The organism is Candidatus Nitrohelix vancouverensis (assembly GCA_015698305.1).
In the GTDB taxonomy this organism is placed as follows: domain Bacteria; phylum Nitrospinota; class Nitrospinia; order Nitrospinales; family VA-1; genus Nitrohelix; species Nitrohelix vancouverensis.
In genome coordinates this window covers 299353-313784 of record CP048620.1, presented here as the reverse complement: position 1 = coordinate 313784, position 14432 = coordinate 299353, and the positions used below count along the sequence as shown (strand labels likewise).

At 51.8% G+C, this 14432-nt stretch carries 9 protein-coding genes; 6 read left to right on the top strand and 3 right to left on the bottom strand.

What is annotated here, in order from left to right:
* Window positions 1-1627, bottom strand: a 1627-nt coding sequence (locus G3M78_01520) for a FecR domain-containing protein (protein QPJ64150.1), incomplete at its 3' end; no start/stop codon positions are given.
* A 660-nt stretch (window positions 1628-2287) separates the two neighbouring features.
* Here G3M78_01520 and G3M78_01515 point away from each other — a divergent pair.
* Entirely contained in the window at window positions 2288-3730 is a 1443-nt protein-coding gene (locus G3M78_01515) for a circularly permuted type 2 ATP-grasp protein (protein QPJ64149.1), read from the top strand.
* 19 nt (window positions 3731-3749) lie between these two features.
* Window positions 3750-4748: an alpha-E domain-containing protein gene (locus G3M78_01510; GenBank protein QPJ64148.1), complete on the top strand. Its 999-nt coding sequence runs from the start codon at window positions 3750-3752 to the stop codon at window positions 4746-4748.
* Window positions 4749-4753: 5 nt separating this feature from the next.
* Here the strand turns inward: G3M78_01510 and G3M78_01505 are convergent, their stop codons facing one another.
* Window positions 4754-8026, bottom strand: coding sequence for a transglutaminase family protein (locus G3M78_01505; protein QPJ64147.1), 3273 nt, complete (start codon window positions 8024-8026; stop codon window positions 4754-4756).
* Window positions 8027-8143: 117 nt separating this feature from the next.
* Here G3M78_01505 and G3M78_01500 point away from each other — a divergent pair, with 117 nt between their 5' ends.
* The 4 genes from G3M78_01500 (at window position 8144) to G3M78_01485 (ending at window position 13164) form a co-directional block, all read left to right on the top strand.
* Entirely contained in the window at window positions 8144-10042 is a 1899-nt protein-coding gene (locus tag G3M78_01500; protein ID QPJ64146.1) for a transglutaminase, read from the top strand.
* A gap of 122 nt (window positions 10043-10164) precedes the next feature.
* Window positions 10165-11004: a mechanosensitive ion channel gene (locus G3M78_01495; GenBank protein ID QPJ64145.1), complete on the top strand. Its 840-nt coding sequence runs from the start codon at window positions 10165-10167 to the stop codon at window positions 11002-11004.
* Window positions 10997-11860: a magnesium transporter gene (locus tag G3M78_01490; protein QPJ64144.1), complete on the top strand. Its 864-nt coding sequence runs from the start codon at window positions 10997-10999 to the stop codon at window positions 11858-11860. The genes G3M78_01495 and G3M78_01490 overlap by 8 nt, the downstream gene beginning before the upstream one ends.
* On the top strand, window positions 11860-13164 hold the full coding sequence (locus G3M78_01485; protein ID QPJ64143.1) for a magnesium transporter: 1305 nt from the start codon (window positions 11860-11862) through the stop codon (window positions 13162-13164). The genes G3M78_01490 and G3M78_01485 overlap by 1 nt, the downstream gene beginning before the upstream one ends.
* A gap of 13 nt (window positions 13165-13177) precedes the next feature.
* Here G3M78_01485 and G3M78_01480 read toward each other — a convergent pair whose 3' ends face one another.
* Window positions 13178-14365, bottom strand: a complete 1188-nt coding sequence (locus G3M78_01480; protein QPJ64142.1) for a cation:proton antiporter — start codon at window positions 14363-14365, stop codon at window positions 13178-13180.
* Window positions 14366-14432 lie beyond the last annotated feature (67 nt).

Here is a 14432-nt window from a genome sequence, read left to right as displayed (position 1 = left end):
TGATATTACCCGTGTCGCCAAGCAGAGCGGCGCTGTCTGTGAGACCCGCAGTGACATTTCCCGTGTCGCCAAGCAGAGCGGCGCTGTCCGTGAGACCCGCAGTGACATTTCCGGTTTTGCCGGTTGCAGCGCCAAGTCCGCCAGTGAGACCCGCAGTGACATTTCCGACCTTACCCGTTACCTGGTCCAACTTGCCAGTCGCTCCGCTCACGCTTCCGAGGAGTTTGTCGGTCGTGCCGGTGAGTTTTCCTGTCACGCCGTCTGCGCTTCCGAGGAGTTTGTCGGTCGTGCCGGTGAGTTTTCCTGTCACGCCGTCTGCGCTTCCGAGGAGTTTGTCGGTTGTGCCGGTGAGTTTTCCTGTCACGCCGTCCACGCTTCCGAGGAGTTTGTCGGTTGTGCCGGTGAGTTTGCCAGTTACGCCGTCCACGCTTCCGAGGAGTTTGTCGGTCGTGCCGGTGAGTTTGCCAGTTACGCCGTCCACGCTTCCGAGGAGTTTGTCGGCAGTCTTGAGCAGTTTGTCAGTGGTTTCTCCAACGCCGCCGACCAGATTGTCAGCCGTTTTGAGGAGTTTGTCGGTTGTTTCGCCAACTTTGTCTACGGTATTGGTGACGGTGGATTCCACTTTGTCCGTAACGGCCGTTGTTGTGTTGGAGACGGTCGTAGTTGTGGTTGCGACCGCTCCGCCCGTCGTATTGGAAGCAGTTTCATTAAGATTCAACGAAGCTACTTCGGTGAGCGCCTGGTTTTGGGCGACGGTTGTGGCCTGTGTTCTAGAAACTTTCTTGGTTTCTGTGATTTTGTTTTTCGTTGTGGTTTGGGCAACGAGAGATTGAATCATTCCTGTTGGGACTTTTGAAACCTCAGAAGCGAAACCCGATTTGTCGAGCGTACGCATTTGTCCGGCGGCGACAATCACTTTTTTTCCTTCGCTTCCATCGGGCAGAAGGTTAGCGGTTTCAATCTTGCTCTCGATTCCCAGGAACTGCGTTTGTCCGTCGGGTTTTACAATAACGACAAACTCCGTTCCGAGGACGCCTGCCGTAGCGGTTGGCGTAACAACTTTAAAATTGGAACCTTTATTAGTATTCGTTGTGACAATAAAACGAACCATACCCGATGCAACGTTAACAACAGTTTGTCGGATGCCTTTGTCGGGGTTGTAGACATGTTTCGAGATTTTCACTACGGCGTCTTTACCTAACTCCAGGGTGCTTTTGTCGTCAAAGGTAAAGGCGATATTGGATTTGTCGTGCGTCTTGATTTTATCGTTCAGGAAAACCGGAGCCGCCAGCTTTGCCGAATACTCATTTTCATCTCCCTGATGGGATTGATTCGCTTTTCCGTCGAGACCGGTGGTCAAGCCAATGTCTGCGGACGCGATCACGCCTTTGTCCTTCAAAAACTTTTTTTGTTCGAATAAAGATTTTTCTCGCGATTCGCCGGTCAATGCGTAGGCAAGGCGGACGAATTCCAGGTCGGTCATTGGCGCTTCAGGGTCTTTATCTTTCAGGACCGAAACGCCCCGCTTGGAGAGAATCTGAGAGGTTTGTTCGTATAGTTCCTTTGCGCCAAGCGATTTGTGGTTTTTTGGCAATAAAGGGTTGCTCGGCTGAGATTGGGCGAACATATGTAAAAACTCCGCCCGAGTGACTGCTTCCTCTCCCGCCGAGGCGGTAGAGGGGAATATAAGAGTAACTATTAATGTTAATTTTATGAATTTTAAAAGCCATTTACCGGCTGAATTTTGAATCATTTTTATGTCCTGTGAATTGTTCTCTTTAAATTAGGTTAAAGGCGAGAATTTATAATTTCCACTAAAAAAGTACATAAAAAATGAAAGCTGTTTCTTTTTTAATAACGAGCGATATTTGAGGTGTTTTCGCGTCAAATTTAATTCGGATGTCAGATTATTTCTATGGATTTTTGGAATTTATAATGAGATTTTATAAATACGACGATTTATTCTGGGTGACAGACGGAGCTTGTTGCATGGAAGGAAATGTGTTTTTCGATAGCCCGTTGTAAAGCATTCAGATGAGACGGTTGGCGGTAGGGTTTGCGCTGGATTCGATGGGGCTCTGTATTGGTTGTGAGGGGATTTCAGACTGGAAGCTTGATTTTTTTAGTATTCATTATTACTTCTGACTTTTTCAATGTAAAACGTACATAAATCAATTAGATAGGCGTGAGTTCGTATGAAATATAGGTTATACTCTATGGTAACTCGTTTCCACAGATACGGGTTCACAGGTAGAGTTGTTTACAACGATTTAATTCTGGCAAACCAATGAATTTCGATTCTTATAATCCCGGTAATTTTTACGATGAATTCTTCGATGTGTCTGGGACACCCAGACCCGAAGTCAGGCAGTTGATTGAGCGAATCAATTCCTTTCCTAAACGGGAATTGGTGAATCGACAAAAGGCCGCCGAATCTGCATTCATGCAGATGGGCATCACCTTTGGCGTGTATGGAGACCAGAAGGGATTGGAGAAAATATTTCCCTTCGACGTCATACCGCGAATCATTCAGGCAAGGGAATGGGACCTGATAGATCGAGGCGTGAAGCAACGCGTCCATGCTCTCAATCTGTTCATACAGGATATTTATAACGATCAGAAAATTCTCAAGGACGGCGTGATCTCCCGAGAGTTGATTCTGTCCTCTGCGGCCTACCGCAAGGAATGCCTTGGTTTGAATCCCCCGAAAGGCATTTGGTGTCACATCAGCGGCATCGATCTGGTCCGCGATGAGAACGGTCAGTTTTATGTATTGGAGGACAATCTGCGTTGCCCGTCCGGCGTGTCCTATGTGTTAGGCAACCGCCGCGTTATGAAGCAGACGCTTCCTGCTATTTTCGATTCTCTACCGATTCGTCCTGTGGATGATTACACCAGTCGTCTTTCAGACACTCTGCGGCATTTGATTCCGGAATCGATCATGCGCCCTAACATCGTTATCCTGACGCCGGGAATTCACAATTCCGCCTATTTTGAGCATTCCTTTCTGGCACAGCAAATGGGAGAGGAACTGGTCGAGGGACAAGATCTGGTGGTGATGGATGATTTCGTTTATATGCGAACCACCAAGGGTTTCGAGCGCGTCGACGCTATTTACCGGCGGGTGGATGATGAATTTCTCGATCCTACGGTGTTCAATCCAGACTCCCTGCTAGGCGTGCCTGGGTTGATGAAGTCGTATCGCGCGGGAAAGGTTGCGCTCGCCAATGCGCCCGGAGCCGGAATTGCAGATGATAAGGCTATTTATTCATTTGTCCCGGAAATCATCAAGTATTACACAGGGGAGGACGCGATCATTCCCAACGTTCCGACTTTTGTGTGCGAGGATGAAAAACAACGGCAGCATGTGATCGACAATATAGCGAATTTCGTAGTGAAGACCACGCACGGTTCCGGCGGTTACGGAATGTTGATCGGTCCTTTTTCCACGAAAGAACAGCAGGCTCAGATGGTGGAGAATATACGAAGGGAGCCGCGAAATTATATCGGTCAGCCGGTCATCCAGTTGTCCCGCGTTCCGGTCGTTGTCAAAGATCATTTCGAAGGTCGGCATATCGACCTGAGGCCTTATGTATTATATGGAGAAGATATTTACGTCCTTCCGGGCGGGTTGACTCGCGTTGCGCTGGAAAAAGGTTCTCTGGTTGTGAATTCCTCTCAGGGTGGGGGGAGCAAAGACACCTGGGTTCTTGAGAACGACCCTATTTAAGATCACACAGGCTAAAATTATGTTAAGTCGAGTTGCCAATTCTATATTCTGGATGAACCGCTATTTGGAACGGGCGGAGAACATCGCTCGTTTGATTGAAACCCAGTTGCATATGATTCTGGACCTGCCCTCATTGAGGGAAGATCCGGCGGCGTGGAAACCGCTCGTGGACATCACCGGCGACGGTGATTATTTTACTGAGAAGCTGGGTGCGCCGACGCGGGAGAATGTCATGTTTTTTCATACTTTCGACAGCGCCTACCCGCATTCGATCAAATCCTGTTTGACCGCCGCGCGTGAGAATGCGCGTTCCGTCAGAGAAGTGATCCCATCCGAAATCTGGGAAATGATCAATCGGCTGTATCTTGAAGTGGCGGGTATGGGCACCAGCTTTAAAGCGTTCAAAAACCCGCATAAATTTTATTCGGATATTAAAATGACCAGCCACCTCATTATGGGGATCGCCTACACCACCATGTCGCGTGGCGAGGGTTGGCATTTTGCGCAATTGGGCAGATATCTGGAGCGGGCTGATAAAACGTCGAGAATTCTGGACGTGAAGTATTTCATCATTCTTCCACAACTCGACTATGTCGGGTCTTCTATGGATAATGTGCAATGGTCGGCCTTGCTCAAATCAACCAGCTCATTTGAAATGTACCGAAAGCGTTTCAATCTCATCAGCCCGGAGAATATTGTCGATTTTCTTGTATTCGACCGTGAATTTCCGCGATCCATTCTTTATAGCGTCAACCACGCGGAACAGTCCCTGTTCAATATCATGGGCGGCCCCACCCGCACTTCCAATAATGAACTGGAACGTCAGTTCGGCAAACTGGCAGGCAAGCTCAACTACTCAAACGTGAGCGAGGCCATGTCCATCGGTTTGCATGGATTTTTGGATGGGGTGCAATCTGACCTGAATCACCTTGATGAAGCGATCCATGAAAACTTCTTCGCCATCAAGAAAGTGACGGACGCCACGCATTACGGTTACCAGAACCAGTGGCAAGGCTAGCGCCGTCAGTCGTTATCTCTGCATAAATCCAGCGTGTTCGGGAAGTCGGGATTGTTTTCCATCGGCGGAGTCGGCATGGATTCCTTGTAATGTCCCATGGCTTCAAAGCGCGATAACAGTCGACCCTCCGCCTCGTTTTCGTTGACCGGCAGGGTTTCGTAGTTGCGCCCGCCGGGATGGCTTGCATGATAGGTGCAACCTCCAAGAGAGCGTCCATGCCGGGTGTCGAGAATATCGAATATCAAAGGCGTGTGGACTGGAACGGTTGGGTGCAAACTGGAAGGCGGCCCCCATGCCTTGAAACGCACGCCGCCTACAAAGACGCCGCTTTCATCCGTCTGCGCCATGGGAACACGACGCCCGTTGCAAGTCAGGATTTGTCGGGATTCCTTGAGGCCTTTCACTTTGACCTGCAAGCGCTCGACCGAAGAATCCACCGAACGACTCACCGATCCCTGATACATTTCCTCGCCCAGAACAATCCAGGGCTCCAGTGCGGCGCGTAATTCCAGATTGACTTGTCCTACTTGAAGCGTTCCGTATTGCGGAAAACGGAACTCCAGTGAAGGAAGAAACCAGTCGGTTTGGATCGGATAGCCGCCAGATTTGAGCTCGTGGATGACGCTTTTAAAATCTTCCCAGATAAAATGCGGCAACATGAAGCGGTCGTGAAGCCGCGTGCCCCAGCGCGTCAACGGTTCCCAGTAAGGGTTTTTGCAGAAATGCGCCACGCAGGTGCGCAGGAGCAGGGCTTGCAATAAATTCATCCTTGGGTGCGGCGTCATTTCAAAGCCGCGCAGTTCGACCAGTCCCAGTCGTCCCCGTTCGCCGTCGGGGCTGTACAATTTATCAATACAAAACTCGGTGCGATGCGTGTTCCCGGTCAGGTCTGTGAGAATATTGCGGAACAGGCGGTCGACAAGCCAGTGAGGAATCGGACCTTCCTTGGGAATTTTCTGGAAGGCGACTTCCAGCGCGTAGAGCGATTCCATACGCGCTTCATCGATGCGCGGAGATTGACTCGTCGGTCCAATAAAAATCGAAGAAAATAAATACGATAACGAAGGATGGTTCTGCCAAAAGCATAGAAAGCTTCGCAACAGATCCGGGCGCAACAGGAAAGGGCTGTCGCCAGGGGTCGGCCCGCCCATGACAAAATGGTTGCCGCCGCCGGTGCCGACGCGTCGTCCGTCGATCAGGAATTTTTCAGAGGTGAGTCGGTTCTCCCGCGCTTCTTCAAAAACCGTTTCGTTGATTTTAACCAGTTCCTTCCAGCTTTCCGCAGGTTGAACGTTCACTTCCAGAACGCCGGGGTCGGGCGTGACCTTGAAGTTCTGGATGCGCGTATCGCTGGGCGGTTCATAACCTTCAAGTACGACCGGAGTTTTCAAGCGGTCCGCCACGGTTTCAATGGAAGCGATCAGATCGAGGAATTGATCGAGGTACTTGATCGGCGGCAAAAAGACGTGCAAGGTTTCGTTGCGCACTTCCACGCAGATCGCAGTGCGAATCAAGCCTGGAAGCGGGTGCCCGGGGCCTGTGGGTTCGCTTTGCAGATTCTGTTTGACGATCTGGTTCAACGCATTCCACGAAGGCAATTGCGTTTGTTCCTGAAAGTGGCTGGGTTCGCTGTGCAATTCCCGGTTGGCTTCGCTGTAAAAGGGCAGGCTGTTGAGCGGAAGACGCAGGCCCACGGGCGAATCGCCGGGTATCAAAATCAAACGTTTTGTGCGAAAACGCCATTCATTGCTGATCCAGCGATTCTCAGTCGTGGAATAATGAAGCGGCAGAACGAAGCCGACCGGATCGTTGAGGTTTTTTTCCAGCAACGCCTGCAATCGTTTGCGTTCGATGGTTTCGAAGAGATCGGCTTTAAGAATTTCTCCTTCCTGAGGGAGCTTCTGTTCCTGCCAGAGATAATAAGGAGAGTCTTCGTGCGCGGGCATCGCAAATTGCGCGGGTATGCCCAGAGCCTTGGCAAACTCTTCTGTAAAGCGTTTCGCGGTGTCAAGTGTATGAGCCTGGCTTTTATCAATGTCTGCCAGCAGACCTTCTTTTTTCCAGATGGGTTCGCCGTCTTTTCTCCAGTAACAACCGAGGGACCAGCGCGGCAAGGGTTCGCCGGGATACCATTTGCCCTGGCCATAATGTAACAGGGCGCCGGGAGCAAAGCGTCGTTTCAAGCGCAGTAACAGTTCATTGCCCAAGGTTCGTTTGCGCGGTCCGAAGGCGGCGGTTTTCCACTCCTCATGTTCCCGGTCGTCGATGGAGACGAAGGTCGGTTCCCCTCCCATTGTCAATTTGAAGCCGAGTTGTTTTATATCATCGTCCACCTGCTCGCCGAGCCGATCCATATCCCCCCATTCGTCGTCGGTGAAGGGTTTGGAAACGCGGCGGTCTTCGTGGATGCGCTCAACGGTCATTTCGTGGAGCAATTTGGATTCGCAAGCTTCCAGAGCGCCGGATATGGGGGCGGAGCTGGAAGGGTTGGGCGTGCAACACAGCGGGATATGACCTTCTCCAGTGAGCAGTCCTGAAGTCGGGTCCAGCCCGATCCAGCCGGCTCCGGGGAGGTACACCTCGGTCCATGCATGCAGATCAGTAAAATCTTCTGCGGCTCCTGAAGGACCGTCGAGGGCTTTTTGATCCGGTTTGAGTTGGATCAGATAGCCTGATGCAAAGCGCGTCGCCAAACCGAGATGACGCATGATCTGGCACAGGAGCCAGGCCATGTCGCGGCAAGAGCCTTGTTTCAGTTGCAGGGTTTCTTCGCAAGTTTGAACTCCGGGGTCCAGTCGGATGACGTACTTCAGATATTGGCTTATGGCCTGGTTGACGGCGACCAGAAAATCAATGGTATTCTGTTCTTCCGTCGGCAAGGTTTTCATGAACTTCTGGAGTAGCGTTCCCTTTTCCTTGATCTCCAGGTAGGGAATCAGTTCCTCGGCCAGCCAGGCTTCGTAGCGAAACGGAAAGGTGGTCGCGCTTTCTTCGAGAAAAAAATCGAAGGGATTAAAAATATGGATTTCGCTAATCAAATCAACCTGGATGGAGAATTCCTGCGTTTTCTCAAGGAATACAAGACGCGCAAGGTGATTGCCAAACGGGTCCTGGTGCCAGTTGATAAAATACTTTTCCGGAAAGATTTTCAGCGAATAGGACGGCACCGTCGCGCGCGTGTGCGGCGCGGGCCTGAGGCGAATGATTTGCGGGCCTAGCTGAATGGGACGGTCATAGGTATATTTAGTCAGGTGGTGCAGGGCAACTCTTACAGTCATAGTATGTGTGTGGGCAAATTAGATTGCTATTTTTAATGACATCGCATTGTATCGTGTATTATAGAGTATGTTAGTCATTAAAAGGTTTAAATATTAACAGTCGATCCGAGGCGGAAGATGTACGGTGAAATATTAGCTCTGAATTTTGATTGCATGGGGTCGCCCTCCATTACCTTGAAAGATGGAGATCATTCTAAAGCGATGAAGATTCCTGGCTGGGGTTTTGGCTGGTATCCAAACGACGATTATGGCGCGTCGATTGTGAAGGATGCTATGGCGAAGGATTCTCAGACTTTATTGAATGCCCTTCAGGATGGCGCCCGCTTTCGCTCGACGAACTTCATGTGCAAGATCAAGGGCGCGGGGAAACAATACACCCAGCACGACACGCAACCGTTCCGGCGAAGTTTCGGCGGCTACGACTGGTTATTTCTGCACAACGGCCAACTGGATTACGAAGCTCTGAGCGAAATGTACAGCGATCCTTCCGGTCTTTTAGAGCCTGTCGGGAAAACCGATTCAGAGTTGGCCTTCTGTTTTTTGCTGGGCCAGTTCATGGCGGCTTCGTCGAAGGGTCTGGCGGATATCAATGGAGCGATTCTTTTAGCATGGCTGGAGCGTCTGGATGCGCTTGGATCGGCTGATTTCGTTATCAGCGACGGTAGAAGCATGGCGATCTATCACGGAAAAAATTCCAAACGCGATTTGTTTTATCACCGGGCCTTGCCCTCGGAAAAACTGCCTTTATTTGAATCCGAACTGGTGTCTCTCAATTTGGAGGATCCGCGCGATTCCTTGCGCACCGTGTTCATGGTGACGTCGTTTCAATTTGAGGATTCGGAATTTCAGGCCATGGAGCCGGGCCGTTTGTTAATCGTTCGTCGCGGCGCAATTTACTGGGACAGTCTCCCTGAAGGTGCGCTCCCCTATGTTGCCTCGCCATCTGCCGTCGTTGAAGAGCCTGTCTCTGCGAATGCGCAGGAGGAGGAGAAAGCGCCGGAACGTTTCGTTTCCCAGCAACAGGAGCAATCGCAGGCAGGAGCGGGAATGATGACTGCAGATGACCTTTCCGAAATGTCGCATTTTTTGAACACGATCAATATCAAGTCCGTCACGCATGATATGGACGGCGCGCCGCTGAATTACCGGTATTATGATATTTCTCATCTCACCGATTACAAGTATTCAACGCCGGTTGAGCACAGTTCGCACACATTCCGCTTGCAACCTGTGGAAGATTCAATTCAGGAAGTGGTGCAGGCGACGCTGGGGCTTTCGGTTGACGGCGAGCTACTGCAGTTTGAGGATGTGTTCAATAACCAATCCATCTATTACGACATCACAAATCCCTACAAGCAATTGCAGATTAAAATGAAGAGTCGGGTCAAGGTCTATGCCTGCCCGCCGGACGACCACCGCCCCACCATGCGTCGTTCCCAGATTCCTCTTGTATGGATGCCCTGGCAACGTCAGATGATGCTTCCCTATCTGTTGCCGCCGGAGTTACCGGAAACGCAATTGCGGCAGTTGACCGATTATGCCATGAGTTTTGTTCAACGAAACGACGGCCATTTGGTAGACAGCTTGGTGGATATCAACAAAAAGATATTTCAGGATTTTTCTTACGTTCAAGGCAGTACGGTTCTTGAGACCACGGCGTTTGACGTGTTTTCAACACGTCAGGGCGTATGTCAGGATTTCGCCAATCTGTTCATTTGTCTCTGCCGGTTGTTGAATATTCCAGCCCGTTATCGCGTCGGTTATATCTACACAGGCGGGGCCTATGAGAATAAATTGCAGTCCGACGCGTCTCACGCATGGGCCGAAATCTATCTTCCTTTTCTAGGATGGCGCGGTTTCGATCCGACAAACGGGTGTATGGTTCAGCAGGATCATATCCGCGTTGCGAGCGGGAGAAATTATCTGGACGCCACGCCGGTCAGCGGAACCATTTTCAAGGGAGGCGGTAACGAGAAATTGAGAGTCGAGGTGCGGATTGAAGAAGTCTCCGATTGAATATGTCTGGCGCCTCCATTTCAGGAACCTCTCGCTGAGGGGCCTGAATGCGAAGCGCAAACCCAGATTCCCTCCGTTTGTTTCGCGCGACTGACATGTAACACTAAGAAGGAGTTTCCCCAATGGACGCCTTGTCCCCCTGGATCGACCAATTGAAGGTGCAGGCAAGTCAGTGGCTTGACTTGTTCTTGAACTTTGCTCCCGATCTATTGGGTTCGTTGTTGATCGTTTTGGCGGGCGTTCTAGTCGCACGCTTGCTCAAGAGTTTTTGCCTCAGTTTCACGATGGGGGTTAATGTTCTGCTGGCGCGGATTTTTCGCGGTGGAATACTGGCCCGGTTTCGCTTGTCCCCAACCTTCATTAATTTATTCAGCAAAATTGTTTTTTGGCTGACCATTCTGTTCTTTGCCAGTCTGGCGACCCAGATGCTGGGTATGACAGCTTTCTCCATCTGGCTCAATCGCCTGGCCGCTTATGTGCCGACCTTGTTCGCAGGCGGCCTGGTCATCCTCGTGGGTATATTGGTCAGCACGCTGGCTCGCGACCTGGTCGCGTCGGCGCTCGATTCTTCGCAGATTCAGAATTCGCGTCTCTTTGCCGCTTTTGCGCAGGGCGCGGTGCTCATCACGGCGGTGGTGATCGGTCTGGATCAAATGTCGATGGACATCACCTTTCTGGTGGTCATCGTTTCGGTGTTGATGGGAACGATTCTGGGCGGCTTTGTTGCGGCGGTGGCCTTGGGCGCGCGGGATTTGGTAAGTAATCTCATCGGTTCACACGAACAGCAGAAACGTTATCCTCTGGGACAAAGAATCCGTATCGGCGATACCGAGGGAACAGTGCTTGAATGGACGCCGACCTCTGTCGTGCTTTCCACTGAAGAAGGACGCGTAACCGTGCCCGCCCGATTGTTTCAATCGCAACCGACCCTGCTTTATATAAAGGATGTCGGAAATGAGTGAAGTTACAGAACTGACACTGGATTTTTTGAAAAATCATCCACACGACGCTTCTCTTGTTCTGGAATCCATGCCGCCAGACACCTGCGCGGTATTTTTTCAAACCATTCCTCCAGCCTTAGCCGCCGGTTTGATTGAACCCATGCCCTTTGATCGCGCGGCGCGCCTGTTTGCGGCGATGCGCGCTTCCACAGCGGCGGCGATCATAGTGAAAATGAACGCGGATGATGCGGCGGCGGCCTTGCGTTTGATCGCAGGCTCGACTCGCGATCGACTGTTGGCAGAGCTTCCAGCGAACCGGAAAAATACTTTCCGTAAGCAGACGCAATATCCAGCGGACACGGTGGGCGCCTGGATGGATGCCTTCCCGATTGAAATTGGCGAAACCTTGAGCGTGGGCGATACTCGGAGATGGTTGCGTCAACAAGAGCGCGACCTTGAAAACGGACTGTTTGTTATCGGCGCGCAGGGCGGGGTGACGGGTATGATCGGTCTTTCGCAGTTGGCTTTGGCCAGAAACAACCTTCCTGTAGGCAAGTTGATGACCACAGAGTTTAATTGCATTCAGGATCGGGCGGATTTGCAATCGGTTCGCGATCTGGACGACTGGGAGCGTTTCGACGCCTTGCCTGTGGTCAACCACAATCAGCAATTTGTCGGCGCGCTCACCTGGAGAAATCTCGACAAGGCGCTGTCGATTAACGGGTCGGGCGCGAATTCGGTGAAGGTATTGCCCTTGTTTGGCGATATTTTCAAAGGATTTTTAGAGGGGATGATCCAGGTTGTGGACTGGTTGTCCAATCAACCGCGCACGGAGAAAGACGCATCCAGAATCGACGCGGCACAGGAGGAACGATAATGCCGGACACCACCGCCGTTATTCAAGCCTTGAACCAGCGCTATTTTCAGCGCTACCCGGAAGAGGCCCTGCGTCGTCTGGAAGACATGACTCCCGAGGATGCGACTGTTTTGTTAAAGTCGCAACCCCCTGCGGTGGCGGCTTCGTTGATCGAGCGGATGACGCCTGATTTTTCTGCTGAAATAATCGTACTCCTTCCAGAACCGATGGCGCGCGCGGTGTTGGCGAGCGCTAATTTGGCAAGCATCGTCACAATGATGGGTCAACTGGATTATACGGAAAAAGAGCATTGCATGTCGCTCGCCGACGCTTCTCTTCAGCAAGAATTACGCAGGTTGATGGACTATCCCGAAGATTCGGCGGGACGCTTTATGGACACGCGCGTGCCCAGTTTTCGTGAGACGATGACCGTTCAGCAATGCTTGCGGCGTATCCGTCAACTCAAGTCGAAGCCCACGCGCATTTTGTATGTGATCGACGCCAACAACCGGCTGGTCTCCCAGGTCGAGATGCAGGATTTGATTTTGTCCGATGCGCGCTCTGAGATTCTCATGATCAGCCGTCCGCTTAAAGCAGTGGCGACGCCGATGGACCCGCGCGAAGAAGTGGTGGCGAAGCTCGAAGAGTACAAACTCAGCGGTCTGCCGGTGTTGAATATCGACCGCCAATTGATGGGCGTGATTCGACACGATGCGATGGTGAAGGCTGTGGAAGAAGAGGCGACGGTGGACATCCAGACAATGTTCGGCGTGAGCAAGGACGAGCGCGCGCTTTCAGGCCCCGTGTTCGCCGTTCGAAAACGCTTGCCCTGGTTGCAGATCAATCTTCTCACCGCGTTTTTAGCCGCGTCCGTCGTTGGATTGTTTGAAGGGCTGATTTCACAGTTCACAGCCCTTGCGGTTTTGTTGCCGGTCGTGGCGGGCCAGTCGGGCAACGCCGGGGCGCAGGCGCTGGCGGTGACAATGCGCGGTCTGGCCCTGCGCGAAATCAGTTCGCGTCAGTGGAAGCAGGTGTTGTACAAGGAAGTTCGAGTCGGTTTCCTGAACGGCGTCGCAGTCGCCGCAACCACCGGAATCGGCGTGTATTACTGGAGCCGTTCGTTGGGGCTGGCGGCGGTGATATCTATGGCGATGGTGTTGTCGATGGTGGCGGCGGGTTTTGCCGGCGCTTCAGTCCCGATCATATTAACGCGTTTGGGGCAGGACCCTGCGACCGCCTCGTCCATCATCCTGACCACGGTGACCGACGTGGCGGGTTTCTTTTCTTTTCTCGGTATTGCGACTCTGCTTTCGGCGTTCCTTTGAACGACCGTGCAGGTCAGGCGGCATCACCGCTTTGTTGTTTGGGGTATATCCAGTTTCTCAGAATCAGGGGAACCATGAGCGTCGTCAACAGACTCATCATCACCAGAGACACATAGGCGGGCTGTTCGATAATTTTATCGTTCAAAGCCAGTAGCGCGATGATCATCGCCACTTCGCCGCGCGGAGCCATGCCCAGCCCTACGGCGAGCGCATCCCGGTTGTTCATTCCTAAAAATTTTGCAGGCAGACCGCAACCTATCAGTTTGGTCGCCATGGCGACCAGCGTTAGAGCCAGTAAAAAACCGATGGTGTCCCAGGTGAAAGCCTGGATGTCTGCAAGGATTCCAAGGGAAATAAAAAACACGGCGCCAAAGATGATGCGTAAATATTCCGTTCCCGTTTTTAAATGCTTGCGAATTTCCGGAGTGACGCCTTCAAAGGAAACGCCTGCGATGAACGCGCCGACGATGGAAGACAGCCCCATGAGTTCGGCGCACATGGCGTATAAAAACGCCATCATCATGGTGAAGATGAATAAGAATTCAGGAGATTGAATCGATTGCCGGGACGCGCTGATTCTCGACACAAATTTTGAAATGAACACTCGCCCGAGGTAAATTCCCGCGGCGAGGAACACGATCGCTTTGAGAACCATGAGGCTGATCGCTCCGATGGAAATGGCAGAGGCGACGATTTGTTTTGAAACAGCCAGCGCCAGCAGAGCGAGGATGTCGTCGATGATCGCCGCGCCGATGATCGCGCGGGCCGCTTCCGTATGGAGCTTTCCCATTTCCCTGAACACATCGGCGGTGATCGCGATGCTGGTGGCCGTGAGCGCAACGCCGATGATGATGGCCTTGTGTGATTCGAAGCCATAGGCCTCGGCTAGAAAATAACCGCCCGCCCAGGGAAGGAGCACCCCAAAGAGTCCAATGATCGCGTAGCGCCAGTTGCCGATGGTTTTGAGATCAAATTCCAAACCAATGACGAATAGTAAGATAATGGCGCCGAGATGAGCGATGCTCTGAACAAAATCTGTATAGACAACCCAGCCCAACACGCTCGGGCCGATCACGATACCGGCCAGCATGACGCCAACCACGGCGGGTTGTGCGATTCGAGATGCGAGTTGGTAGCCGCCCAGCGCGGTGAAGAGCAGGAGGCTCATTTGAAATTCTATGGAATCGGTCACGCCATGCATTTGTTGAAAGCTCCAGTGTGATTATCTGCGGATTGAGTGTAGGGCAGATTGCTGAGTAGAAGCGCTC

Bases quoted from the DNA above. Each gene is read 5' to 3' on its own strand.
- G3M78_01495 (QPJ64145.1), top strand. From the start codon at position 10,165: ATGGACGCCTTGTCCCCCTGGATCGACCAATTGAAGGTGCAGGCAAGT.
- G3M78_01490 (QPJ64144.1), top strand. From the start codon at position 10,997: ATGAGTGAAGTTACAGAACTGACACTGGATTTTTTGAAAAATCATCCA.
- G3M78_01480 (QPJ64142.1), bottom strand. From the start codon at position 14,365: ATGCATGGCGTGACCGATTCCATAGAATTTCAAATGAGCCTCCTGCTC.
- G3M78_01505 (QPJ64147.1), bottom strand. From the start codon at position 8,026: ATGACTGTAAGAGTTGCCCTGCACCACCTGACTAAATATACCTATGAC.
- G3M78_01485 (QPJ64143.1), top strand. From the start codon at position 11,860: ATGCCGGACACCACCGCCGTTATTCAAGCCTTGAACCAGCGCTATTTT.
- G3M78_01510 (QPJ64148.1), top strand. From the start codon at position 3,750: ATGTTAAGTCGAGTTGCCAATTCTATATTCTGGATGAACCGCTATTTG.
- G3M78_01500 (QPJ64146.1), top strand. From the start codon at position 8,144: ATGTACGGTGAAATATTAGCTCTGAATTTTGATTGCATGGGGTCGCCC.
- G3M78_01515 (QPJ64149.1), top strand. From the start codon at position 2,288: ATGAATTTCGATTCTTATAATCCCGGTAATTTTTACGATGAATTCTTC.